This is a genomic window from Campylobacter concisus (assembly GCF_003048985.1).
In the GTDB taxonomy this organism is placed as follows: Bacteria; Campylobacterota; Campylobacteria; order Campylobacterales; family Campylobacteraceae; genus Campylobacter_A; species Campylobacter_A concisus_AY.
Genome location: NZ_PIRS01000001.1, coordinates 133,041 through 155,271, shown reverse-complemented (window position 1 = coordinate 155,271; position 22,231 = coordinate 133,041). Strand labels below are relative to the sequence as shown.

At 40.4% G+C, this 22,231-nt stretch carries 24 protein-coding genes; 3 read left to right on the top strand and 21 right to left on the bottom strand.

Annotated features, from left to right (window positions below; genetic code table 11):
- Positions 1-101: 101 nt before the first annotated feature.
- From mnmH to CVS91_RS00735, 9 genes are read right to left on the bottom strand one after another with little or no spacing between them, the layout of a single operon-like run.
- On the bottom strand, positions 102-1,109 hold the full coding sequence (mnmH, locus tag CVS91_RS00775) for a tRNA 2-selenouridine(34) synthase MnmH (RefSeq protein ID WP_107829595.1): 1,008 nt from the start codon (positions 1,107-1,109) through the stop codon (positions 102-104).
- On the bottom strand, positions 1,096-1,581 hold the full coding sequence (locus CVS91_RS00770) for an HIT family protein (RefSeq protein WP_002942290.1): 486 nt from the start codon (positions 1,579-1,581) through the stop codon (positions 1,096-1,098). The genes mnmH and CVS91_RS00770 overlap by 14 nt, the downstream gene beginning before the upstream one ends.
- Positions 1,581-2,366 carry an indole-3-glycerol phosphate synthase TrpC gene (gene trpC, locus CVS91_RS00765; RefSeq protein WP_107829593.1) on the bottom strand — a complete coding sequence of 262 codons (786 nt, stop codon included), beginning with the start codon at positions 2,364-2,366 and terminating at the stop codon, positions 1,581-1,583. The genes CVS91_RS00770 and trpC overlap by 1 nt, the downstream gene beginning before the upstream one ends.
- Positions 2,363-3,625, bottom strand: coding sequence for a tetratricopeptide repeat protein (locus CVS91_RS00760; RefSeq protein WP_107829592.1), 1,263 nt, complete (start codon positions 3,623-3,625; stop codon positions 2,363-2,365). Before CVS91_RS00760 ends, trpC begins: the two co-directional genes overlap by 4 nt.
- Positions 3,604-3,969 (bottom strand): YkgJ family cysteine cluster protein, encoded by a 366-nt coding sequence (locus CVS91_RS00755; protein ID WP_107829590.1) that lies wholly within the window; start codon positions 3,967-3,969, stop codon positions 3,604-3,606. Before CVS91_RS00755 ends, CVS91_RS00760 begins: the two co-directional genes overlap by 22 nt.
- A complete protein-coding gene (locus CVS91_RS00750) occupies positions 3,966-4,673 on the bottom strand; it encodes a tRNA1(Val) (adenine(37)-N6)-methyltransferase (RefSeq protein ID WP_107829588.1) in 708 nt (235 codons plus the stop codon). Before CVS91_RS00750 ends, CVS91_RS00755 begins: the two co-directional genes overlap by 4 nt.
- Positions 4,670-6,922, bottom strand: coding sequence for a vesicular transport factor Uso1p (locus tag CVS91_RS00745; RefSeq protein ID WP_107829586.1), 2,253 nt, complete (start codon positions 6,920-6,922; stop codon positions 4,670-4,672). Before CVS91_RS00745 ends, CVS91_RS00750 begins: the two co-directional genes overlap by 4 nt.
- A complete protein-coding gene (locus tag CVS91_RS00740; RefSeq protein ID WP_002942343.1) occupies positions 6,919-7,881 on the bottom strand; it encodes an NAD(P)/FAD-dependent oxidoreductase in 963 nt (320 codons plus the stop codon). Before CVS91_RS00740 ends, CVS91_RS00745 begins: the two co-directional genes overlap by 4 nt.
- Before the next feature lie 24 nt (positions 7,882-7,905).
- Entirely contained in the window at positions 7,906-9,246 is a 1,341-nt protein-coding gene (locus tag CVS91_RS00735; RefSeq protein ID WP_107829584.1) for a class II 3-deoxy-7-phosphoheptulonate synthase, read from the bottom strand.
- A gap of 141 nt (positions 9,247-9,387) precedes the next feature.
- On the opposite strand from CVS91_RS00735, the gene rarD (CVS91_RS00730) reads away from it, so the two are divergent.
- Genes rarD (CVS91_RS00730) through CVS91_RS00720 form a run of 3 tightly spaced genes read left to right on the top strand, consistent with a single transcriptional unit; the run spans position 9,388 to position 11,591 of the window.
- Entirely contained in the window at positions 9,388-10,275 is an 888-nt protein-coding gene (rarD, locus tag CVS91_RS00730; RefSeq protein ID WP_009293763.1) for an EamA family transporter RarD, read from the top strand.
- Positions 10,259-11,146, top strand: coding sequence for an EamA family transporter RarD (rarD, locus tag CVS91_RS00725; protein ID WP_103574178.1), 888 nt, complete (start codon positions 10,259-10,261; stop codon positions 11,144-11,146). Before rarD (CVS91_RS00730) ends, rarD (CVS91_RS00725) begins: the two co-directional genes overlap by 17 nt.
- Positions 11,139-11,591 carry an aryl-sulfate sulfotransferase gene (locus CVS91_RS00720; RefSeq protein WP_107829582.1) on the top strand — a complete coding sequence of 151 codons (453 nt, stop codon included), beginning with the start codon at positions 11,139-11,141 and terminating at the stop codon, positions 11,589-11,591. The genes rarD (CVS91_RS00725) and CVS91_RS00720 overlap by 8 nt, the downstream gene beginning before the upstream one ends.
- A 109-nt stretch (positions 11,592-11,700) precedes the next feature.
- Here CVS91_RS00720 and CVS91_RS00715 read toward each other — a convergent pair whose 3' ends face one another.
- The 12 genes from CVS91_RS00715 to CVS91_RS00660 all read right to left on the bottom strand — a co-directional run bounded on the left by CVS91_RS00715 (position 11,701) and on the right by CVS91_RS00660 (position 22,199).
- On the bottom strand, positions 11,701-12,756 hold the full coding sequence (locus tag CVS91_RS00715) for a glycoside hydrolase family 3 N-terminal domain-containing protein (protein ID WP_107829580.1): 1,056 nt from the start codon (positions 12,754-12,756) through the stop codon (positions 11,701-11,703).
- Positions 12,753-13,643 carry an NAD(P)H-dependent glycerol-3-phosphate dehydrogenase gene (locus tag CVS91_RS00710; RefSeq protein ID WP_103607466.1) on the bottom strand — a complete coding sequence of 297 codons (891 nt, stop codon included), beginning with the start codon at positions 13,641-13,643 and terminating at the stop codon, positions 12,753-12,755. The genes CVS91_RS00715 and CVS91_RS00710 overlap by 4 nt, the downstream gene beginning before the upstream one ends.
- A 12-nt stretch (positions 13,644-13,655) precedes the next feature.
- Positions 13,656-15,077: an Asp-tRNA(Asn)/Glu-tRNA(Gln) amidotransferase subunit GatB gene (gene gatB / locus CVS91_RS00705; protein ID WP_107829578.1), complete on the bottom strand. Its 1,422-nt coding sequence runs from the start codon at positions 15,075-15,077 to the stop codon at positions 13,656-13,658.
- A 163-nt stretch (positions 15,078-15,240) separates the two neighbouring features.
- Positions 15,241-15,924 (bottom strand): F0F1 ATP synthase subunit A, encoded by a 684-nt coding sequence (locus tag CVS91_RS00700; protein ID WP_002942300.1) that lies wholly within the window; start codon positions 15,922-15,924, stop codon positions 15,241-15,243.
- Between the two features lie 65 nt (positions 15,925-15,989).
- Complete coding sequence (locus CVS91_RS00695; RefSeq protein WP_107829576.1) at positions 15,990-16,751, bottom strand: TSUP family transporter; 762 nt, start codon at positions 16,749-16,751, stop codon at positions 15,990-15,992.
- Positions 16,752-16,895: 144 nt separating this feature from the next.
- Positions 16,896-17,432 carry a superoxide dismutase family protein gene (locus CVS91_RS00690; protein WP_107829574.1) on the bottom strand — a complete coding sequence of 179 codons (537 nt, stop codon included), beginning with the start codon at positions 17,430-17,432 and terminating at the stop codon, positions 16,896-16,898.
- Between the two features lie 66 nt (positions 17,433-17,498).
- The gene (locus tag CVS91_RS00685; RefSeq protein ID WP_107829572.1) at positions 17,499-18,266 is read right to left on the bottom strand and encodes a TIGR02757 family protein; all 768 of its coding nucleotides are present in this window, start codon (positions 18,264-18,266) and stop codon (positions 17,499-17,501) included.
- The gene (flgK, locus tag CVS91_RS00680) at positions 18,263-20,134 is read right to left on the bottom strand and encodes a flagellar hook-associated protein FlgK (RefSeq protein WP_002942291.1); all 1,872 of its coding nucleotides are present in this window, start codon (positions 20,132-20,134) and stop codon (positions 18,263-18,265) included. Before flgK ends, CVS91_RS00685 begins: the two co-directional genes overlap by 4 nt.
- Positions 20,135-20,137: 3 nt before the next feature.
- Entirely contained in the window at positions 20,138-20,569 is a 432-nt protein-coding gene (locus CVS91_RS00675) for a flagellar export chaperone FlgN (RefSeq protein ID WP_002942314.1), read from the bottom strand.
- 16 nt (positions 20,570-20,585) lie between these two features.
- Positions 20,586-20,789 (bottom strand): flagellar biosynthesis anti-sigma factor FlgM, encoded by a 204-nt coding sequence (locus CVS91_RS00670; RefSeq protein ID WP_199906211.1) that lies wholly within the window; start codon positions 20,787-20,789, stop codon positions 20,586-20,588.
- Between the two features lie 58 nt (positions 20,790-20,847).
- Positions 20,848-21,147, bottom strand: coding sequence for a rod-binding protein (locus CVS91_RS00665; protein ID WP_002942304.1), 300 nt, complete (start codon positions 21,145-21,147; stop codon positions 20,848-20,850).
- Positions 21,147-22,199: a flagellar basal body P-ring protein FlgI gene (locus CVS91_RS00660; RefSeq protein WP_107829570.1), complete on the bottom strand. Its 1,053-nt coding sequence runs from the start codon at positions 22,197-22,199 to the stop codon at positions 21,147-21,149. The genes CVS91_RS00665 and CVS91_RS00660 overlap by 1 nt, the downstream gene beginning before the upstream one ends.
- Positions 22,200-22,231: the final 32 nt, after the last annotated feature.

Below are 22,231 nucleotides of genomic sequence, written 5' to 3'. Positions count from 1 at the left end.
AAAACGATCTATTTTAAATTTAAAAGTAAATTTGACCTAATCAAAGAGAGCAAATTTAATTTTAGAGATAAAATTTACCCCAAATAAAGCGTCAAAAGGATTTAAAATTTAGCCTCGGCTCTTATCAAATTTAGCTTTTTAATAGCCTCGTCAAGATCATCAGAACTTACAAAAACATCGATATTTTCATTTTTCTTATAGACCTTGTCGTAGTATTTTGTGAGTAAAATTTCAGCCACTTTGGCGATGTCGTTTTCGTTAAATTTAGCCACCGCCTCATCTCTAGCCTCTTTGTCGATGAAGGGTGAAATTTTCTTTATGCACTCATCAAAAAAGGCTTTATCCACACTTTTATAGTCGCTTGTTATGCAAGAAATTCTATTTTCTAAACTTGCGCTAACCTCAACACAGATGCCGCAACGCATCGCCTCATAAAGGCTTTTTGGAAGTGTTAGCGAGCCGATCCTTCTGCTCTCGCCCTCGATAAAGCAAATTTGATCTTTTAGCGTGATGAGCTCTTCAAAGAGCGCATCCTCAAAGCTTTTTTGACTAGGCTGCGCGCCGTTTATCGCGCCAAAGACTGAGCCTAAGTGATTTGCCATCGCTTCAAGGTCGATTGACGGCGAGAGTGCCCTTATTAGCTTACTTTTATAGCAGCCAGTGTTGCCAAAAAGAGTGATAAATTTCGTGCTTAAAGGACGCTCTAAAAACTCCAAAACGTGATTTCTATAAGCCTTATAGCCGCCATTTAGTCTATAAATTCTATATCCGATCATGCTTAGCACATAGGCAACCGAGCTTGATCTAAGTCCGCCCTTTGCGCAGTAGATACCAATAGCTGAGCCAACCTTAGCCCTTTTATAGACCTCGTCGATGATATTTTGCAAATTTTTGCAGATGTATTTTGCACCAAGGCTCTTTGCTAGGGCTCTGTCGCTTTTGTAGATCGTGCCTACCTCTTTGTGCTCAGCATCATCAAGCGCGTATAAATTTAGAGCATCTTTTATGTGCGAGTAGGCATACTCATGCGGCGATCTAGCGTCTATTAAGAGCTCAAACTCGCCTCTTTTTTCAAGCCACTGCTCTATGTCAATCTCAAATAACGCCACTAAAAGCCTTTTTTAGCTTTTGATAAAGCGGATGAAACGGCGTGCCATTTACTCTCACATCGGCGATCGTTGTGATGAAATTTGTATCCCCGCTCCACCTTGGCACAAGGTGATAATGCACGTGCTCAGCTATGCCAGCGCCTGCTGCCTTGCCTAAATTCATACCGATATTTACGCCTTGAGCGTGAAGCTCACGCTTTAAAATTTCAACCCCAAGCCTTACAAATTTACTCATCTCAAACCACGTCTGCTCGTCAAGCTCCTCGATCTTGTCGGTGTGGTGGTTTGGTATGATCATAAAGTGTCCAGGCGAATACGGATATAAATTCATGATCCCAAAGCAGTGCTTAGCACGAAAAAGCACGCCATTTTTCTCGTCGTCCTCTTTTGAGTTTATGACCTCGCAAAAGACACAACTATCTTTTTTTGCGCTGAAATACTCGCTTCTCCAAGGGGCACAAAGGTGCTGCATCACTCGCCCTCCTTTATCTTTTTAACGGCATTTTTTATATCATCTTGCCTCATAAAATGCTCTCCGATCAAGAAAGCATCAACTCCGATCTTACTTAGCTCGCGAAGCTGCTCATGCTCGTAAAGTCCGCTTTCTGCGACTATTATCTTGCCATTTGGCAAAAGCGGCACGAGCTTCTCGCAAAGGCTCATATCCATCGTAAAATCATCTAAATTTCTATGATTTATCCCTATTATATTTGCTCCTGCAAAGATCGCTTTTTTCACATCGCTCGCGTCATGGGTCTCTACTAAGGCCTCAAGCCCTAGGTGGTGCGCGTACTCAAGTAGCTCTTTTAGCTCGCCTTGAGTTAGCGCCTTGGCGATGAGCAGGATAAAGTCCGCTCCATAAACAAGTGCTTCTAAAATTTGATACTTATCAACGATAAAGTCTTTTCGCAGGATCGGCCTTGAGGCGTAGCGGCGAACTTGCGTGATGTACTCTATGTCGCCCTTAAACCAGTGAGGCTCGGTTAGGATGCTAAAAGCATTTGCGTGCTGCTCGTACTCCTGCGCTATTTTTATCGGCTCGAAGTCCTCTCTTATCACGCCTTTGCTTGGGCTTGCTTTTTTTATCTCGGCTATGATCTTTATAGGCTCATCTTTACTTGATCTAAGTGCGCCCAAAACGTCTCTTGGTACGTATGGGTTGTATGCTAGAGAGCGACCTAGCCACTCCATAGGAAAGTCAGCCTTGCGCTTTTTTAGATCCTCTTTTGTCTTTTTTATGATCTCATCAAGTATCATTTTTTAAGCCTTTTGTTTAAATTTATTATGCAGCGCTCGATGAGGTGCAAGTGCTCTTTTGCCTCTTTTGAAGCTTTAAAATCAACATCTTTCATCGCGTGCATCATTATGCCCTTTGCCTTTTTGCACTCGCCAAGCTTGAAATAACCCCACGCTAGCGAGTCCTCATAGTAAGGCGAGTCTGGCGAGATCTCAAGCGCTTTTTGCACCATCTCTACGCCCTTTCTTGGGTCTATCTCATGATCAATTAGCAAATAGCCGTAGTAGTTAAAAAACATATCGTTATTAAGCTTTGGAACGCTTGCTTCAAATTTATCTAAGATATCAGCGATCTTTTTTTCATCTAGACTATCTTTGTTCATCTCGTACTCGTAGATGGCGGCCTTTGCTAAGAAATTTAGATCCCTGCTATCGTTATAAATTTTAACCGCCAAAACGTATGCATCGCCAAAATTGCCAGTCGCAGCGTAAAGATCCATAAGCGTGGCGTCGTTGTAGCCATATTTTTTCAAAATTTCAATAGCCGCTTTGTAATTTTTATCATAGATAAAATACTGCACGATCTTATCAAGATAAGTGGTATCGTGAGTGATGTCATAGATCTCTTCAAAAAGCTCTATCACCTTTGGGAAATTTCTTTGCTGAGAGTAAATTTCAGCTAAAAGCTCGCATGTTTTTTGAGTGCAGCCCTGCTCCTCGCGAAATTTCTCGAGGTACTTTGTCGCATCATTTACATTATCCATGCGGTTTAAAAGGATATCAACTATGCGGAGTAAATTCTCCTCTTCAGGCTTTAGTGAGTATGCCTCTTCAAAGTATTTTAGCGCCGTTACCGTATCATTTTGCATCATGCAAATGGTGCCAAGCATGAGCAAATTTTGAGCGTTTGGCTCTTTAGTGGCAAGCTCTTGCATCAGCTCTTTTGCCTCGTTTAGCTTGGAGAGATTGACTAAATTTGCAACCTTGATCCTGATAAAATCGCTATCATCTTTTAAACTCTTCTCGCCATCACTCATGAGGCTATCTAAATTTTCATTTTTTGTAGCAAAAGCTAGCTTGATCGCCTCTTTTAGATAGGTCTTTTGATTTGTCTCTTTAAAAAGCCCTAGATAGGTCTGGATACTAGCATTTACGTCGCCACTATCTTGCGAGATGAGAGCTTGCATTAGGCGTAAATTTACACTTTTGTTATCATCTGCAAGTAGATGCGTGCTAAAAAATACGCTTATAAAAATTATTAAAATTTTACGCCAATGCATTCTGCTCTTAGCTCCTTTAAATTTTTTTTAAAATAATCCCAAAACGGAAATGTCCTGCACTGTTTAGGTCTTAGCTCATAGACCGAGCAGTTTTTATTTTTCTCGTCAAAAAATATGCAAGCAAAACCGTCATCATAAGGCTTTTCTTTGATGCTTCGCCTTACGCCCACTTTTATTAGAAATTTGCTCTCAAACTCATCTTTTGGCATATCAAAAGCGGCGCAAAATTTTGAAATTTCGCCCTCATCTATCCAGATATAGCCGCTCTCGCCAGTGCAGCATTTGCCTCCGCAACTTTCGCAAAAGCTAGGATCAAACTCATAGCTAAAACCATCAGCCCTCACGCTATCTCCTTGTAAGAGACGCTGTTTGTATCTGCTTTTTTAAAGATCTCACTTGCCTCTTTCGTGTGCGCGCCATCTTCGCTCATCACAAGAGGCGGCAGGACTTTTAGCTTTGAGTTTGAGTTGTTTCGCACTTCAAGTAAGGCCAAATTTGCTGGCTTATCCTTTTTGGTATGGATAAATTTTAAGCTCACCAAATTTAGCTTATACTCTTTTAAGCATGCCGCTATCTCGCTAAGATCATCTGGTGCATAGCAAAAAAACGCCCTTTTATGTGGCTTTAAATTTACGCTTATGCCTCTTATAAAATCCTTTAAATTTAGCGAGCTTGCATATCTGCTAACTTTTATGTGTTCATTTTGGCTTTTTGTAACACCGTCATGATAAAAGGGTGGATTTGAGATGATTAGATCAAATTTCTCACTATCTTTAAAATTTGCAAAATCAGCCGTTATGGCTCTAGCCTCTAGGCAGTTGCTCTTTGCGTTAAAACTTGAAATTTCGCTATTTAGCTCCAAAAGATCAAGCATGCTTAGATCTATCTTTTTAAAGTCACGCTTAAGCAAAAGTCCAAGTATCCCACACCCTGCTCCAACGTCCAAAACTCTACCAGAAATTTCGCCTACGCCAGAGCAGATAAAATCATAAAGAACGAGCGTATCGCTGTTGTAGCGATAGCCATTTTCAAGCTGAGCTAAGATCATCTATAAACCTTGATGATAAAGCCGCGTGTCACATCTTTTACGATCACTTCGGAGCTAAAGCTGATCCTTGCAAAGTCGCCAAATTCCTCTTTGATAAGCTCAGCCGCAGCCTTTGCACGCTCCTTGCCAACGCCGTAATTTACGTAGTTATTTAGCTTGCCAAGGTCATCTTTTTTGATATTTTGAGCGACATTTGATGGGATGACAAAATTTTTCTTATCCACGATCGGGATGATCTCATACATGTAGTTTGAGTTAAATCTCTGCAAAAACTCACTCACTCTGTTTTTGCACATTATGCTCACCTTGTCTTTTGAGTCCATATCGTCGCACTCGATGCTAGAGATGAGGACGAGCTTTGTTGGGGTTTCAGGCTTTGTCGTAGCTTGTAAGATATTTTTTAAATTTACATTTTCATTTTCAAGCTCGTCTTGTCTGTTTAAATTTTGCTCGATATCTTTTTGAAGCTCGATGATCTGGGCATTTACAGCTCCGCCTTTATGACCGCTTGAGCTTAGCTCACTTATCTTTGAATTTAGCCGTTCGATCGTCTTGTTGCTCTCGTTTAGCTTTTGCTTTGCATTTTCTAGTTCGTTTTGCAAGCTTAGTAAATTTTTGCCACCACTTTTGTTGTTGTCGGTTAAAAAGGTTGAGGTATCAACTATCTTTTTTTGTAGCATATTTATCTGCTGGCGCAAAATTTCATAGTTTTGCATATCGATCTTTAGCGTTCTTTTTTGCGTTTCTAGTTCATTTTGCTTGGCGATTAGCATCTGGCTTGTCTTTGTGACATTTTCTTCAAGCTCTTTTATCTTCGCGTCTTTTAGATCAAGCTTAGCGCTTAAATTCTTTAGCTCGCCCTCGTTTGAGCCAAGTTTTTGTGACTGCAAAGAGATGGTTTGGTTTTGATCAAATAGCGTTTTTATAAATTTAGTTGTCTTTGTATCGAGTGCTTTTAGCTCCTCTTGGCTCTTTTTAAAGCTCTCTTCGCTCAAACTTAGCTTTTTACTTAGCTCATTTAGAGTTGAGTTTGCATCTAAATTTTGCTTTTCAAGCTTTTTATTTAGAGCATTTGCCCTCTCAAGCTCTTTTTTAAGCGAGCTTATATTTTCATTTGCAAGCTTGTTCTCTTGCTCGCTTTTTAAACTCTTTTGCTTTAGATCATCAAAGCTTTTATGAAGTGCTGCAAGCGAGGCATTTAGCTCTAAATTTTTGCCATTATAGCTTTGCGCCATTAGATCTTTTGAGTTTAGGTTTTTCTTGATCTCTTCAAGCTCGTAAATTCTATCTTTTAGTGCGGTCTTGTTTGATTCAAGAGCCTCCTGCAGGTCAATTATCTTATTTGCCTTTTTAGAAAGCTCATCCTCCATAACGCTCTTTTGCGTCTCAAAGCCATCATTTAGCGCATTTATCTCTTTTTCGTAGCTAAATTTTTGAGTGTCGGCGTCATTTTTAACTCGCTCGATCTCCTCTTTTAAAAGCAAAATTTCTTTTTTCTCGCCTCTATCTTTTTCGCTTTGAGCTTTTTCATACTCTTTTATAAGAGCTTCTTTTTGCGCAAGCGTCGCGTTTAGCTCGTTATTTTGCTCTTTTAAAGCAGTGTAGTTTGCCTCAAAACTCTCTTTAAATTTATTAAAGCTGGCCTTGGCATCTTTAAGTTTGCTCTCATCGCCATTTCTAGCGTCATTTATCGCATTTTCAAGGTCGATTATCTTTTTCTCGTAGGCCTTTGAACTCTCTATCATATCAGCTTGCGCTTCATTTAGGCGCTTTGTCAAAGCTTGGATATTTTCAAAGTGTTGCGCCTCAAGCTCGCCAAGAGCCTTTTGATTTTTTTCAACTATCTCGTTTTTTTCATTTTCGATATTTCTTTTCATCTCTGAAATTTTGCTTATGAAGTCTAAATTTTTCTCGCTCATATCGACATTATCAGCGGCTAAAATTTCATTTTTTTTGCTTAGCTCACGCACTTGCTCTTGAAGCTCTTTTACATTGTCTGATAAATTTAGATCCTTGTCATCAACAAAATTTTGCATGTAGCTCTTTGGCGTGATGTAACCGCCATACTCGTAAAGATCGTCTTTGCTTACATATCTTTGCTTCTCTTCTTCAGGGAGATCATCAAAATTTATAGAATAAATCGTTTGATTAGTATCTTTTGGCGCCTCGTCCTCTTTTTGAAATTTCAAGAACGAGAGAGAAAAGCCAGCTATCAGACAAACAATAGCTAGTGCGATTTTATTTATCAAGCTTGTGCCTTGCCTTTTAAGATATCTTTGATAACGCTATGAGCGTGATTTAGTCCGACTACTATCGAGCCACCATTTTTTAAAACGATGTCGCCTCCCACATATAGTCCTGGCACGCTACTTTGGTAATTGCTATCAACTATCGGAGTGCCTTTTTCATCAGTTTTTATCTGACATTTTTGTAAAAAATCAACCGGACTTGAGCCACCGATCGCATAGACAACCCTGTCATAGACACGAATTTTGCCATTTTCATAATGCACTCTTACCTTGCCTGATTCATTATCGATCTCGGTTATATCGTGATTTAGCCTTACTTTTATCTTATTGTGCTTCTCAAGCTCCCAAAGAGCGCTTAAATTTGTCTCATTTACACGGCTAAATTTATCTTTTCTGTAAGCGATCGTAGTTTTGTTATACTGACAAAGCTCGATAGCATACTCAACCGCGGAGTTGCCACCGCCCACAACTAGCACTTTTTCGCCGTTTGTGCAGTTATCAAGGTTAAAATTTACAACTGAATTTAGTGATGGCGGGATCTTATAGTCAGGTTTGTTTGGTCGTCCCATTTTGCCGATCGAGACCATCACGTTTTTGGCTTCATAGACAGCTTTTGAGGTAGTTACTTTAAAAATTTCTCCCTCTTTTTTTACGCTTTCGACCTCAGAGTTAAAAAACGCCTCGATATTCTCAGAGTCAAGTAGTTTGTCAAAATAATCAAGCGTGCTCTCTTTTGTGCCATCTTCAAACGAAACTAGCCCATGTATCGTGCTATCTTGCCCTTTATACTCTTTATCAACGCGTTTATTGTCTTTATAAAATTTTCTGATCGTTTGGCTGTGGTTGTCGCCCTTTTCAAGGAGCAAAACATTACTTAAACCATTTCTTTTAGCCTCTACTACGCTAGCTATACCACAAGGTCCGCCGCCAACTACTATTAGATCATAAATATTTGCCATATTTTTCTCCAAATTTTATAAATTTTAAGCTTTTTTAACTAGATCAGCCATCAAAAATGCAAGCTCTAAAGCCTGATCAGCATTTAGTCTTGGATCACACTGCGTCTCGTATCTCTCTTTTAGCGAGCTTTCAGTGATGTTTAGCGCGCCGCCGGTGCATTCTGTCACATCTTTGCCAGTCATCTCAAGATGCACACCACCTGCTCTTGTGCCCTCAGCTTTATGAATTTCAAAAAAGCTTCTAACCTCGCTTAGAATTTTACTAAATTCACGAGTTTTGTAGTTATTTGAGGTCTTAACAGTATTGCCATGCATCGGATCGATGCTATAAACGATATTTAGCCCCTCGCGCTTTAGCTCTCTTAAAATTTTTGGTAAATTTTCGCCGATCTTATCAGCGCCCATTCTGATTATCACATTTAGTCTGCCAGCTTCATTTTCTGGATTTAGCTTATTTGCAAGCGCGACGACGTCTTCAGCTTTTGCGCTTGGTCCAATCTTTACACCGATAGGATTTTTCACACCGCTTAAAAAATGCACGTGAGCGTCGTTTATACCGCGCGTTCTCTCGCCTATCCAAAGCATGTGAGCCGAGCAGTCATACCACTCGCCACTAAGGCTATCAATCCTAGTTAGAGCCTCTTCATAAGGCAAAAGCAGTGCCTCGTGAGATGTATAGACTGCGGTTTGATTTATCGCTGGGGTATTTGCTGAAGTGATGCCACAAGCTGCCATAAAAGATAGAGTTTTTGTTAGATCATCAGCTAGTTTTGCGTATTTCTCGCCGATCTCTGGCTTTTTCACAAAGCCTAAATTCCACTTATGCACCTGATGGAGATCAGCCAAACCTCCTCTTGAAAAAGCTCTTAAGAGGTTCATCGTAGAAGCACTTTGATAGTAAGCCTCGATCATGCGTTTTGGGTCAGGGATTCTTGCCTGCTCGTCAAATTCAAAGCCATTTATGATGTCACCTCTATAGCTTGGCAATTTAACGCCATTTACCTCTTCAAAATCGCTACTTCTAGGCTTTGCAAACTGCCCTGCCACGCGGCCTACTTTGACCACTGGACAGCCACCGCCAAAGGTTAAAACTATCGCCATTTGAAGTAAGACCTTAAACATATCTCTGATGTTGTTTGCGTTAAAATTTGTAAAGCTCTCAGCGCAGTCGCCACCTTGAAGCAAAAAGGCCTCGCCATTGCAAACTTTTGCAAGCTCATTTTTAAGACTTCTAGCCTCACCAGCAAATACCAAAGGCGGAAGTGCTTTTAGTTTTTCTTCAGCCTCTTTTAGCTCTTTTAAATTTGGATAAGTTGGTTGTTGCAAGATGTTAAATTCTCTCCAACTATCTCTGTTCCAAGTCATAAATTTTCCTATCTTTTACCTTAATTTAGCGCTGATTATATCACGCAAAACTTAAAAAATAAAAGCCATTAATGGGATATTAAAGATATTTTGCATACAATCGCTACTTTAAATTTACCCAAAAAAGAGCATAAATTTTTCATGATAAAAGGCATATTTTATTCGCTTTTAGCCTCAGTTTTATTTAACTGCATCTACTACATGTCAGTGCTCATGAACCCCATCAGCACGCAAGCTCTTATTGGATACCGCATGATCTTTGCCATGCCTTTTGTCATCGCCGCCATTTTTTTGTTAAAACAGCAGCGAAATTTCAAATTTTTACTTCTAAAAATAAAGCTAAAACCTAAAATTTTACTAGTTTTGCTTGCTACCTCGCTCATCGTCTCATTTCAGATGTGGCTCTATCTCTGGGCTCCAAGTAACGGCGCAGCGCTAAAAGTCTCGATAGGCTACCTCATCATGCCAATAGTCATGGTCCTTTTTGGACGGATATTTTTCAAAGAGCACCTCTCAAAAACAAAGTTAGCATCGATATTTTTCGCTGCCATTGGCGTCTTTAGCACAGCGGTCATAAGCGGTGGCATCTCGTGGGAGAGCGCTGTAGTTTTTTGCCTTTATCCAGTCTATTTTACCATTAGAAAGTACTACAACCTTGCAAATTTCTCAAGCTTTGTTATCGAGATAATTTTTATGTTTTTATTCTCATTTTATTTTGCGCTCACAGCCGATATGGACTACGTAATGAGCCAAAATCCAAACATCTACTATCTGCTCATCTTGCTTGGTGCTATCAGCGGCATAGCCCTCATCGCCCAGATCCTCTCAAGCACGCTCGTGCCGATAAATGTACTAGGTTTGCTTACATATTTTGAGCCTATAATGATGCTTTTTGTCTCATTTGCCATCGGCGAGAGACTGGAGAAAAGCTCATACTTTTTGATGATCTGCCTAGCCATCTCTGTCACGCTTTTGATGATAGATAGTATAAATTCTATAAAAGGCGACAAAAATACCAAGACTAAATGAGAGCCAAAAAGGCGTTATTCTCGCGCTTAGCGCCTTTTTTATGTGGGGATTTTTGGCGGTTTATTTCAACCTATTTAGCAAAGATGTCGATGCTTATGAAATTTTAGCCCACAGGATCATCTGGTCATTTTTCTTGATGGCAGCAGTGCTTTGCATTAATGGCAAAATGGGCGAAATTTTTGCGCTTCTTAAAGATATCCGCTCGCTAAAGGCTCTATTTTTAAGTGGTATTTTTATCACCATAAACTGGGGCGTTTATGTCTATGCGGTGGGTAGTGGCAAAATTTTAGACACGAGTTTGGGATATTTTATAAATCCCTTGATAAGCATGCTTCTTGGCGTCATCATCTTTAAAGAGCGCCTAAGCAAAGCTAGCGCCATAGCCGTTTGCATCGTCATCGCAGCCGTTTGCGTGCAAATTTATGCCAAAGGTGGCCTGCCACTTGTCTCTATCATCTTGCCACTTTCGTTTGGATTTTACGCGATGGTTAGAAAGATGGCGAAGATTAGCGCATTTAACGGGCTTTTTATCGAAACATTTTTTATGTTTCCATTTGCGCTTGGCTACGTTTTATGGCTGGTTTTTCACTCGCAAAGCCACTTTGGACTAAACGAGGACTCACTTTTAATGATCGCTTCAAGCATCGTAACCATCGTGCCACTTGTCGCATTTAACGCAGCTACGACAAGGATAAATTTAACGACTATCGGATACTTGCAATACATATCACCAACTATCGCGATCCTTTGCGCAGTCTTCATTTATGGCGAAATTTTAGATGGCTACAAAGTCATCTCATTTTGTATGATCTGGCTGGCGCTTGCGATAATTAGCGTGGATAAATTTAGAAAAAGGAGTAAAAATGAGTAGCGTTACGATTTATTTGCTGCTTGCATTTTTTGCAGCGCTTATTTTATATTTTCAGATACAAAAACTAACCAAAAAACTTGACGATGAAGGAGCGGTGCCTGCATATCAAAAAGCTGCGCAAGAGGTTTTACAAAATTTAAACAACGCTGAGAAATACCCTAAATTTTGCAATGTCATACAAAAAAAGATAAACGCTCTAAGGCAAGACATACTCTTTGAAGATGCGCTAAATGAGGCTGGCGACAAGGACAAAGCATTGGATCAGCTCGAGCAGATAAGAGATAAGGTCGAGGTGCTTTTGAAAAAAGAAAACGCAAACTGGGAGAGCGAACTAGTTGAAATTTTAGACGAGATCGATGGCTTTGTGAAGGCAAATTTCAAAAACGGCGAAGATAGAGCCGAGGAGCTAAGAGACGAACTAAAAAAAGAATTTGATGGGTTGTGAAAGTGGCTCAGGCATTTTAGGCAAGCTCTAAATTTTACATCTAGAATATTGATTTTTACTCAAATTTACATTTACTAATTAAGTAAATTTAAACTCATTAGAGCCAAATTTAAAGCTTCGCTTTTAGAGCCATTATCCTCTTGTATGAAGCGTCGATTCGCTCTTTGCTGATCTTTTTCTCATTTACAGCATCGATTATGATCTGAGTTACTAGATCGGCCGTTCTTTGGTTATTTATCTTAAACTCGCTAAAGAGCAAGATGTCGCCACCAGCGTTTATAAATTTCACCACTTTTTGAGCCAATGTCTCGTCGCCAACGCCTTTCATCAGCATATCATCGCTGATAACCACGCCATTAAATTTAAGCTCATTTCGCAAGAGATCGGTTATTATTTTTTTAGAAAGTGTGGCTGGATTGTCCTCGTCGATGCCCTTTACAAAAAGGTGTCCGACCATGATGATCTGCGCTCTACCTGTGCTTATAGCGTCTTTGTATGGCAGTAGCGCATCTTTGCTTAGCGTGACTTCGCTCTTATTTTTATGTGAGTCCTCTTTTGAGCTGCCATGTCCCGGGAAGTGCTTAAGTGTCGTTAGGATGCCCTGCTCTTTAAATGCATCCATAAAGGCATCAGCGTAGATCACCACCTTGCTTGCATACTCGCTAAACGCCCTTTGTTTAGCAGCGATGATCGGTGAGTTTTCATCATGCAGATCAACCACTGGGGCGAAATTTAAATTTATGCCGCACTCTTTTAAATTTATAGCCATTTTTGAGTAGAGATCGTATGCACTTTTGATATCAAGCGTGCTTGCGACCTCGTATGCGCTAGGATATGGACCGTCAAAGCTCTTATCCTTCATGCGGCTCACATTACCGCCCTCTTCGTCGATAGCGATAAAAATTTTAGGACTTTTCTCTTTGATCGCTTTTATGCTAGCTTTTAGTTGGGCTTTGCTGGTGACATTTCTGCCAAGTAGCATCACACCGCCAAATCTCTCGTATCCAGCGTCGCTTAACATCGCACGAAACGCAGCATCTTTTGTGCTAGCTCCATTAAAGCCAACCATTATCATCTGCGAGACCTTGGCCCTTAGGCTCACCTCTGCGCCGTTTAACCCCAGAGCAAAAATAGCCACAAAAAGTATAAATTTAAAAGCTCTCATCTTCTTCCCAAAAGCGATTTTACACTCTCAAAAACGTCTTTGCCATTTAGCATATTTTCAACCTCACTAGCGATAGGCACATATATGCCCTTTTCTTTAGCGATCTTGCTAATAGCCCTTGCAGTATCCACACCCTCTGCCACCTCGCCAAGCTCATTTAAAATTTTCTCTAATCTCTCGTGCCTTGCGATGCCAAGACCTACGCGGTAGTTGCGTGAAAGTATCGACGAAGCGGTTAAGAAAAGATCACCTGCGCCGCTTAGCCCCATAAATGTCTCATCTTTTGCGCCAAAAAATTTGCCAAATCTAGCCATCTCGACAAGCCCCCTCGAAATGAGGCTCGCCCTTGCGTTGTTGCCAAGACCAAGGCCGTCGCAGATGCCACCAGCTATGGCGATCACGTTTTTATAGGCTCCGCACACCTCAGCGCCGATCACGTCATCTGAGGTGTAGGCTTTCATATAGCTTGGGAAAAATGAGGCAAATTTTAAAGCTAAATTTTGATTTTTAGAATTTACCACCAAGGCGCAAGGCAGCTTTTGCATGATCTCTTTTGCAAAGGTCGGCCCTGAAAGAAAGGCCAAATTTTCTCTATCAACAAAATCCTCGTAAATTTCATTTAGAAATTTAAGGTTTGCCGTGTCTATGCCCTTGCTGGCGACTAGTATCTTTTGACCTTTGTTTTTGTAGTTTTGCTTTAGCCATAAATTTGTAGCTTGCGTTGGGATCGTGCAGACTAGATATTCGCACTCCAAAGCCTTTTCTAAGCTTACAAAATTTGGCATATCTCTTGGCGTTCTTGAGCTGATGACGCACTCGTTATTTTCACTAAATGCGTGAAATAGCGCACTGCCCCACTTGCCAGCTCCGATAACTGCTATGCTCATTTTAGCCCTTTGTTAGCCTATTTTGGCCTTTAAAAGCTCATTGACCTTGCCCGGATTAAAGGCACCTTTGCCCTCTTTCATCACCTGACCAACAAAGAAGCCAAACATCTTATCTTTGCCGTTTTTATACTCTTCGACTTTGTCGGCATTTGCAGCTAAAATTTGATCTATGATCGCGATGATCGCTGAGTCGTCGCTCACTTGTTTCAAGCCAAGCTTTTCGATGACGCTATCGACGTCCGCGTCATGCTCCATTAGATAGTCTAGCACCTCTTTTGCAGCTTTACCGCTTATCGTGCCATCTTCTATGCGTTTTAGTAAATTTATCATCTTAGCGCTGCTAACTGGGCTTGTCTCGATCGTTACGCCGTTATTTAAGCGGCCAAGAAGCTCGACTATGAGCCACGTAGTAGCAAGCTTTGGCTGAATTCCAGCGGCGATCAGCTCTTCAAAATATCTAGCCATCTCAACGCTTTGGGTTAAATTTAGCGCATCGCTCTCTTTTACGCCTAGCTCGCTAACATATCTTGCGACCTTTTGCTCGGCAAGCTCTGGAATTTTGATCGCTTCGTTATACATCTCTTCTGGCACTTCAACAGGCAGCAAGTCAGGGTCAGGGAAATACCTATACTCCGCGCTATCCTCTTTGCCACGCATCGATCTTGTCACTAAATTTGTCGTGTCAAACAGCCTTGTCTCTTGATAGACCTCTTCGTCATATTTGCCATCTTCCCACGCTACACTTTGACGCTCTACTTCGTAATCAATCGCTTTTTGGATAAATTTAAATGAGTTTAGGTTTTTTATCTCAACCCTTGTGTAGAGCTTTGTGTCACCTTTTGGACGGATAGAGACGTTTGCGTCGCAGCGGAAGCTACCTTCTTGCATATTTGCGTCGCTGATGTTTAAAAAGCGAAGGATCGAGTGTAGTTTTTTAAGATAAGCTACCGCCTCGTCGCTACTTCTAAGGTCTGGCTCGCTAACTATCTCAAGAAGCGGCGTACCTGCCCTGTTTAGATCGACCAAGCTCTCGTTTTCTTCGTGGATGTTCTTGCCAGCGTCCTCTTCAAGGTGCGCTCTTGTTACGCCGATGCGTTTTTTAGTGCCGTTTACGTCGATGATGAGCTCGCCGCCTTCAACGATAGGTATCTCAAACTGTGAAATTTGATATGCCTTTGGAAGGTCTGGGTAGAAGTAGTTTTTTCTATTAAAGACTGATTTTTTATTTATCTTAGCGTTTATCGCTGTGCCAAAGCTGATCGCCTTTTTGACAGCCTCTTTGTTTAGCACAGGTAGCGCTCCAGGCAAAGCTAGGCAGGTCGGACAAACGTGAGTGTTTGCCTCGTCGCCAAAGCTAGTCGAGCAAGAGCAGAAAATTTTAGTTTTTGTATTAAGCTGAGTATGAACTTCTAAACCGATAACGACTTCAAACATGTTTTTACCTTTAAATTTATGCAAATTTTTAGTGCGTATTTTAGCGATACTTTCTTTTAAAATATCTAAAGGAGAGCTTTTGTGATTTATTTATATAGGTTAAAAATGTTTTTGGAGAATAAATTTAAAAGAGAAAAGCCATATAAAAATATGGCTTTAAATTTTAATGCTCGTGCTCGCTAATAGCGACTGCACCAGCTAGATAAACGTAAGTTAGCATCATGAAGATAAATGTTTGCAAAACAGCCATAAGTGTTAGAAGTGCAAAGGCTGGAAGTGGAGCAAACCAAGGCGCAAGTGTAAGCATCGCAAGCAAAAATAAGTCATCGCCCTTGATGTTACCAAAAAGACGGAAAGATAGCGAAACTACACGTGAAAGATGTGAGATGACTTCAACTGGAAACATTATAGGAGCTAGAAATTTATTTGGCCCCATGAAGTGTCCAAAGTATTTGAAAAAGCCATTTTCTCTAATGCCCTCAAAGTTGTAATAAATAAATACAACCAAAGCCAAAACTAGAGTTAAATTTAAGCTTGAGCTTGGTGACTCAAAGCCAGGGATGATACCAATGACGTTTGAGAAAAATACGATAAAGCCGATAGTTGCGACAAGTGGGAGGTATTTTCTAGCTAGCTTTTCGCTACCTAAAGTATCCTTGCCCATAGAGATAACACCCTCTAAATAAGCCTCAACTATGTTTTGAAGGCCCCTTGGCACAAGCTGCATTTTGCTTCTTGCGATGTAGGCAACGATGAGGATGATCAAAGCTACAAGGCAAAAGTGAAACGCATAGACAAAGGCATGTGAATGGTTTAGCAAATTTGAGAATAGAAACAAATCTTTCATTGATTTACCTTAGATTTAGAATTTTGCGTGATTGTAACAAAATTATTGTTAAAACATTTTTAATTTTAAGCCTTGAAGTAGTCAAAAAGTAGTTTGCAAATGGTCGCTGCGACAACTATCAAAAACATCGTTCTAATAAATTTGACCTCTTTTTTGATGACTAAATTTGAGCCAAAATATGCTCCTAAAATTTGCCCCACAGCCATCAAAAAGCCAACTAGCCAAAGTATCTGCCCGCCAACTATAAAAACGCCAAGTGCTACGATGTTGCTGGTGAAATTTAAAGCCTTTGTGTGAGCGACCGCCTTTTTTAAATTTAGCCCAATTAACGCCACCATCGCAAACATCCAAAACGAGCCTGCTCCTGGGCCAAAAAAGCCATCATAAAAGCCAAGAATTAGTCCAAAAACGACGTAAAATAGCCTCTCATTCATCTTTGCAGCCCTGTCGCTCTCGCCTATTTTTGGCATAAAAAGCGTGTAGATGAAGATGGCGATTAGTAAAAATGGGATGATTATTTTTAAGAAATTTGCATTTAAAAATAAGATGAGCGTTGCGCCGATGAGGGCTCCGATAAATGTAAAAACTATGCCAACAAAGCACTCTTTGTAATTAATCAGCCCTTTTTTAGTGAAATTTAGCGTTGCTGTGAAGCTGCCAAATACGCCTTGAAGCTTGTTTGTGCCAAGGGCAAGATGAGGTGGCACACCAATAGCCATGATGGCTGGCAAAGTGATCAGTCCGCCGCCTCCTGCGATCGCGTCGATAAAACCACCCAAAAACGCGGCGACAAAAAAGACAGTGTAGCTAAGTAGGTCAAATTCCATTTTTGTTCTTTGTAAATTTAAGTTAAAAAGCGGATTGTAGTTTAAAATTTTGAAATTTCATCTTAGAAACTGGGGTTAAATTTGAGCGCGAAATTTAAAAAAGCCTTTAAACATATAAATTTAAAGGCTTTTTGTGAGACTTTATTATTTAATAACGCCGCAAAGCATTCTAGCGCCGCCACCGCCAAGTGCTTTTGGCTGGTCGCTGTGGTTGTCACCACCGACGTGAACCATCAGTGAGTGACCTTTTAGCTCGTCAAGATTTTTTATCTTTGGAGCTAGCACTGGGTAGTTTGCATTGCCCTCAGCATCTACGTAAAGCGCTGGTAGATCGCCCTTGTGACCCTTATCGTCCCATGCAAATGAGTGCATCTTTGTTTCAGCTGGATCCCAGTGACCGCCTGCTTTCATGCCAAGACCTTTTTCAGTCGCGCCGCAATCAGCATTTTGATGAACATGGAAGCCGTGAAGTCCTGCAGGAAGACCTTTTAAATTTGGAAAAAACGCAACGCCGTAGTTTGTCTTAACAGCTACTACTTCGCCAACGCTCTTATCGCCTTTTTCGCTTAGTTCGCTAACTGGGATCACAAGATGTTCGCCAGCCTTTGGATCAAAGTGATGACCCTCGTGAGCAAAAAGTAGTGTTCCTAGAACAGCACTTAGTAAAACGATTTTTTTCATACACACTCCTTATGGATAAAATTGTATGGTAAGTCTATCCTAAATTTAAAAATTTAGCAATAATTTTTATTTTTTAAGATTTTTTACGATGGTTTCTAGCTCTTTGCTCTGCCCTATCCTGTAAAGCGCAAAGTCGTATTTTATCGGATCTAGCTCGTCAAATTCTCTAAGTTTTTTTGTAAGCTCCATCACCGCTTTGAAGTCGTAGCTCTTTCTGTTTATAAGTCCTAAATTTAACGAAACCCTATGCGTATGCACGTCAAGTGGCATCAAAAGTCTATCTTTTGGCAAATTTTTAAATAGCCCAAGGTCGATGTCGCTATCTCGCACCATCCAGCGAAGATACATATTGTAGCGCTTATATGGACTTTGTGGCTCTTTGCTAAAGCTCTTGCCAAAGAAAAACTCATATCCGTCTGAGCGGTAAGAATTTAGCCCATAAATAAATTTAATAAGCTCATTTACGCCCTCTATTATCTCGCCGTTTTTTGCAAGACCTTGGCGCAAAATTTCTTCTATGTCAGCCTCTTTTTTCAGGCGTGAGAGCGTGATAAAAATTTCTCTCACATCATTTTCATTTTGAAAGCGGTATTTGAAATTTGACAGATTTTTCTTGATATTTTGCTCGCTCTCATCAAGCAGGTTAAAATCAAGCGAATTTAGAAATTTCACTATCATTTTTGCGTTGCCATAGGCAAATAACGCGCAAATGAGCGCTATGTTTGGCTCTTTAAATTTAGTAGCTACTTGAAGAGGATCTGGGGCGTCAAATAGCCCCGAATTTGTATTTTTACTAAGTACGTGTGCGTCTAAAAGGCTCTTTAGTTCGCTCATTGTTTTAGTGAAAGAAGAGTGTCAAGCATCTGATCAACGGTCGTGATGATCTTTGCAGCTGCGCCGTAGCTTGCTTGAAAGCGGATTAAGTTTGTAAGCTCTTCGTTGGTATCTACGCCGCTTGTTGATTGAAATTCCTCTTCAGCAGTCCTTTGCAAAGATGTGTTTGTGTCGTGGATAGTGTTGTTCGCCTCGGTATCGCTCGCCATATCGGTTGTAAAATATCGGTAATATCCCTCGATCGTCTCATCTCTATCAAGCGCAGTGCCACTTGAGTAAAATGTCTGCTTTTGGTACTGAAGCTGTATCATCTTGTTTGCGACTTCGTTGTTTCCCACGACTGGCTTTGAGTAAGCACGAAGCTTTGTATGATCTTGGGTGAAATTTTGATTGATGCCTATTGTATTTGAGTTTGTACCAGAGAAAAATCTATTGATACCAACAACGCCTGGGAAATTTGTGCCGTGATCGACTATTGAGATGCTATAAAGCCCTTGAGCTTGCTTTGGTATGAGCGCAAATGTGCCTTGATGCGTGTTTTTATCATAAAAATACGACGCTTCAAAAAAGTCATCGACGTCATTTAGCATGTTGTTGTCGTTGTTATCGTCTGAATTTGAGTTAAAATCCTGCACAACAGAGTTGCCGTATTTTGTATCATTCATCGTCGTTGTGCCGTTTATCTCGATGGTCTTTTTGGCTACGACGTTACCCTTGTTGTCATAAACGATAGCATCAAAACTGCCATTTCTTATGCTGTTGTCGTGGTTCATCAGCGTCTTGTCGTTTTCTAGGTAGCTGATCGGATCTGAGTTTGAAATTTCAACCGCAGACTCGGCATAGACGTTGTTTGTGCTAGTTATTAAAGTTTTTGAAAATGTATTTAGGTTGTCGATATATTTTTGGATGATACCATCACTAAATTTATCATTGTCTGGCTCGTAGTTACGGCCTCTAAGATCAAGTGCAGCGCCTATTTTGCCATTTGTGATCTTCTCCTCCATAGGGATGCGTCTGCCATCTTCTCTTTCATAATAAATTTTCGTGTATTGCCCACTCTCGGTTGAGCTCATAGAAATTTCATGGAAATTTACACCATCAACGATGCTCACACCGCCGATATTTAGGTTGTAGTATCTTCCTTGATCGCTTATGCCAGTATCTATCCTTGACTCGCTTTTTAGATCGCTTTTATAAACAGCTGTATTTACTAGCTTTGACATAGCAAGCTCGAGCTCATCGCGCTTGTCACGAAGGTCATTTGCATTTATCTTGATGCCAGCGTCTGCACCAGATTCAACTCTTTGAATTTGTTTATTGATATTTGCTATTTGCTTGCCAAGTGAGTTTATCTCGTTTATATTTATCTTTATAGTCTCATCTATCTGCGTGTGCATATCATAAAGCATCTTTGATGAGCGGTTGATGCTAGCTGTTAAAACGCTAGCTTTGTTTATCAAATTTACCTTTTGAGCGCCCTCGTCTGGGTTTGAAGCAAAGTTGTTCCACGCAGCAAAATACTCCTGTATATCTTTTACCATGCCGTTATCTTTTAGATCTGGGAAGTATTTTGTCGCCTCTTGTAAAATTCTCTGTTTGTAGCCTGTATTTTCTAAATTTGATGATGAATATTTTAGTCTTGAATAGGCAAACTCATCGTGAAGTCTTGTCACAGTATCTACTTGTGTGCCTGTGCCAACGCCACCAGGGACAGTGTTCATCGCTGGAGATGCTGACTGGACCACACGCTGTCTTGTATAGTAGTTACTATCGGCGTTTGTGATGTTGTTTCCAGTTGTGCTTATTTGCACTTGGGCTGCATTTAGCCCTGAAACGCCTGTGCCTAATGACATAAAGATATTAGCCATTTTTTAAACCCTTGATTTGTAAAAATTATTATCTGTGCCGCTGCCGTCTTGTCCGTATTCATTAGTCTGAGTACCAAAGACTTTTTTGCTAAGTGAGTCGAAAAACTCCTTAACAACAACGACGTGTCTTGCATATTCTTTATTTACTTTATGTAAAATTTCAAGCTTTGAACGCATAAGCACTAGCTTTGACTTCACTTCATCATCTAAAACGCTTGCAAGTGTCGTAGTGCCACTCTCTTTTGAGACCCTTAGCAGTTCTTTATCCAAAGCTCTTTTGGTATCTTCAAAAGCACGCACGAGAGCATTTTTCTTCTTCACGCTCTCATCAACGCTTGAGTGTTTCGCCTCTTTTATATTGGCGATATCTTGCATCGTTAAATTTATAAGCTCGTCTAGCTCGCCTATGGCCTCGTCCAAAAGCTTCTTTATCATTTAAATTCCTTTAAATTTAGAGCAACGCATCAGCAACAGCTTTTGCTGTTTTAGAGATATCTACCTGATAGGTGCCACTTGCTATTGCATCAGCTATCTCTTTTACTCTTGCGTTTTCGTTTGTTTTTACTTCTTTGTTTTCATTTTCAACTCTAGCATCGCTATTTTTATTTAGCGTATTTGCCTGGTAGTTTGGTCTTTGGTTCAAAGGAGTTATCATATCCATACCTCTTAAAATAAAATGTTTATATCACTACATCGGCAAAATATAAATTTACTTAAGAGTCTCTCTTCAAAAAATCGTATAAAAGTTCTGAAAAACCTAAATTTCCACTCAAAGCTTTGCTCATAGCGTCGTTATACATAGACCTGTAAATGTCGCTGCCAGCGGCTTTTGGATAGAGTGAGTTCTTGTCATCTTCTTTTAAAGCGATATCAAGAACAGCTTTTACCATAAATGCTTCAAAAGCATCAGTTTGCTCTTTCAAAAGTGCATCTTGTTTGGCATTTGCATTTTTTATCTTGTTTGCCGAGATGTCGTTATATGAATTTAGTGCTAGGGTGTTGTCTATTTGCATTATATTATCTCCAGATCGACTTGTATCGCGCCAACTCGTTTTAAATTTTCAAGTATCGAGATGATGTCACTTGGTGTTGCTCCAAGCTTGTTTAACGCTCTTGTTACGTTTGCAACGGTTGTTTTATCGCCTGAAATTTTAAGTAAATTTTGACTAGGAGCCACCGAGGTGTCACTACCTATATTTACATCATTTTGCGCCGCCTCTTCGTAGCTGTTTGGCTCTATCTTTATAGTTATGGCGCCATGAGTTATCACGACAGGACTAACTACCGCGTTTATACCGCTAACTATCGTGCCAGTTCTCTCATCAACTACGATCTTCTCATCTGGCTTATACTCCACATCAAGATCAAGCACAGCGCTTGCAAGCTCGATGATGCTAACGTCATCTGGCTTTTTAACGATGACCGTTCTTGGATCGATCGCCTTTGCAGTATCGTCTGAAATGTTTGCGTTTATGGCGTTTTGGATATCAAGAGCGGTTTTAAAATTTGTATCTTTTAGGCTTAGTTTTATGCTGTCTTGGTTGTAGATATCGTAAGTGACCTCGCGCTCCACAAGGGCGCCATTTAAGATAGTGCCAACGGTTGGGTGATTGCCGCCAGTTCTGCCTGCGCTCTTGCCACCGATACTTAGAGGTCCTTGAGCCAAAGCGTAGATATCGCCATCAACGCCTTTTAGTGGAGTCATAAGAAGTGTGCCACCTTGCAAGCTTTTTGCATCGCCAATAGATGAGATCTCAATATCAAGCTTGTCGCCATGCCTTGCAAATGCAGGCAATTTTGCTGTCACCATAACAGCAGCTGCGTTTTTAGACTTGATATCATCTGGATTTATCTTGACATTTACACCTTGAAGCATGTTTGATAGCGACTGGATCGTAAATTTTGACGTTGAGCCATCCCCTGTGCCGTTTAGTCCGACGACTAAACCATAGCCTATTAGCTGGTTGTCCCTTACGCCAACGATGTTTGCAAGCTCTTTTATCTGCGTAGCAAAAGCTGAAGTAGCTATCACTGAAGCTGCTACAAAAGATAAAAATTTATTCATATTTTTTCCTAAAATTTAGCTATTTTAGGTTT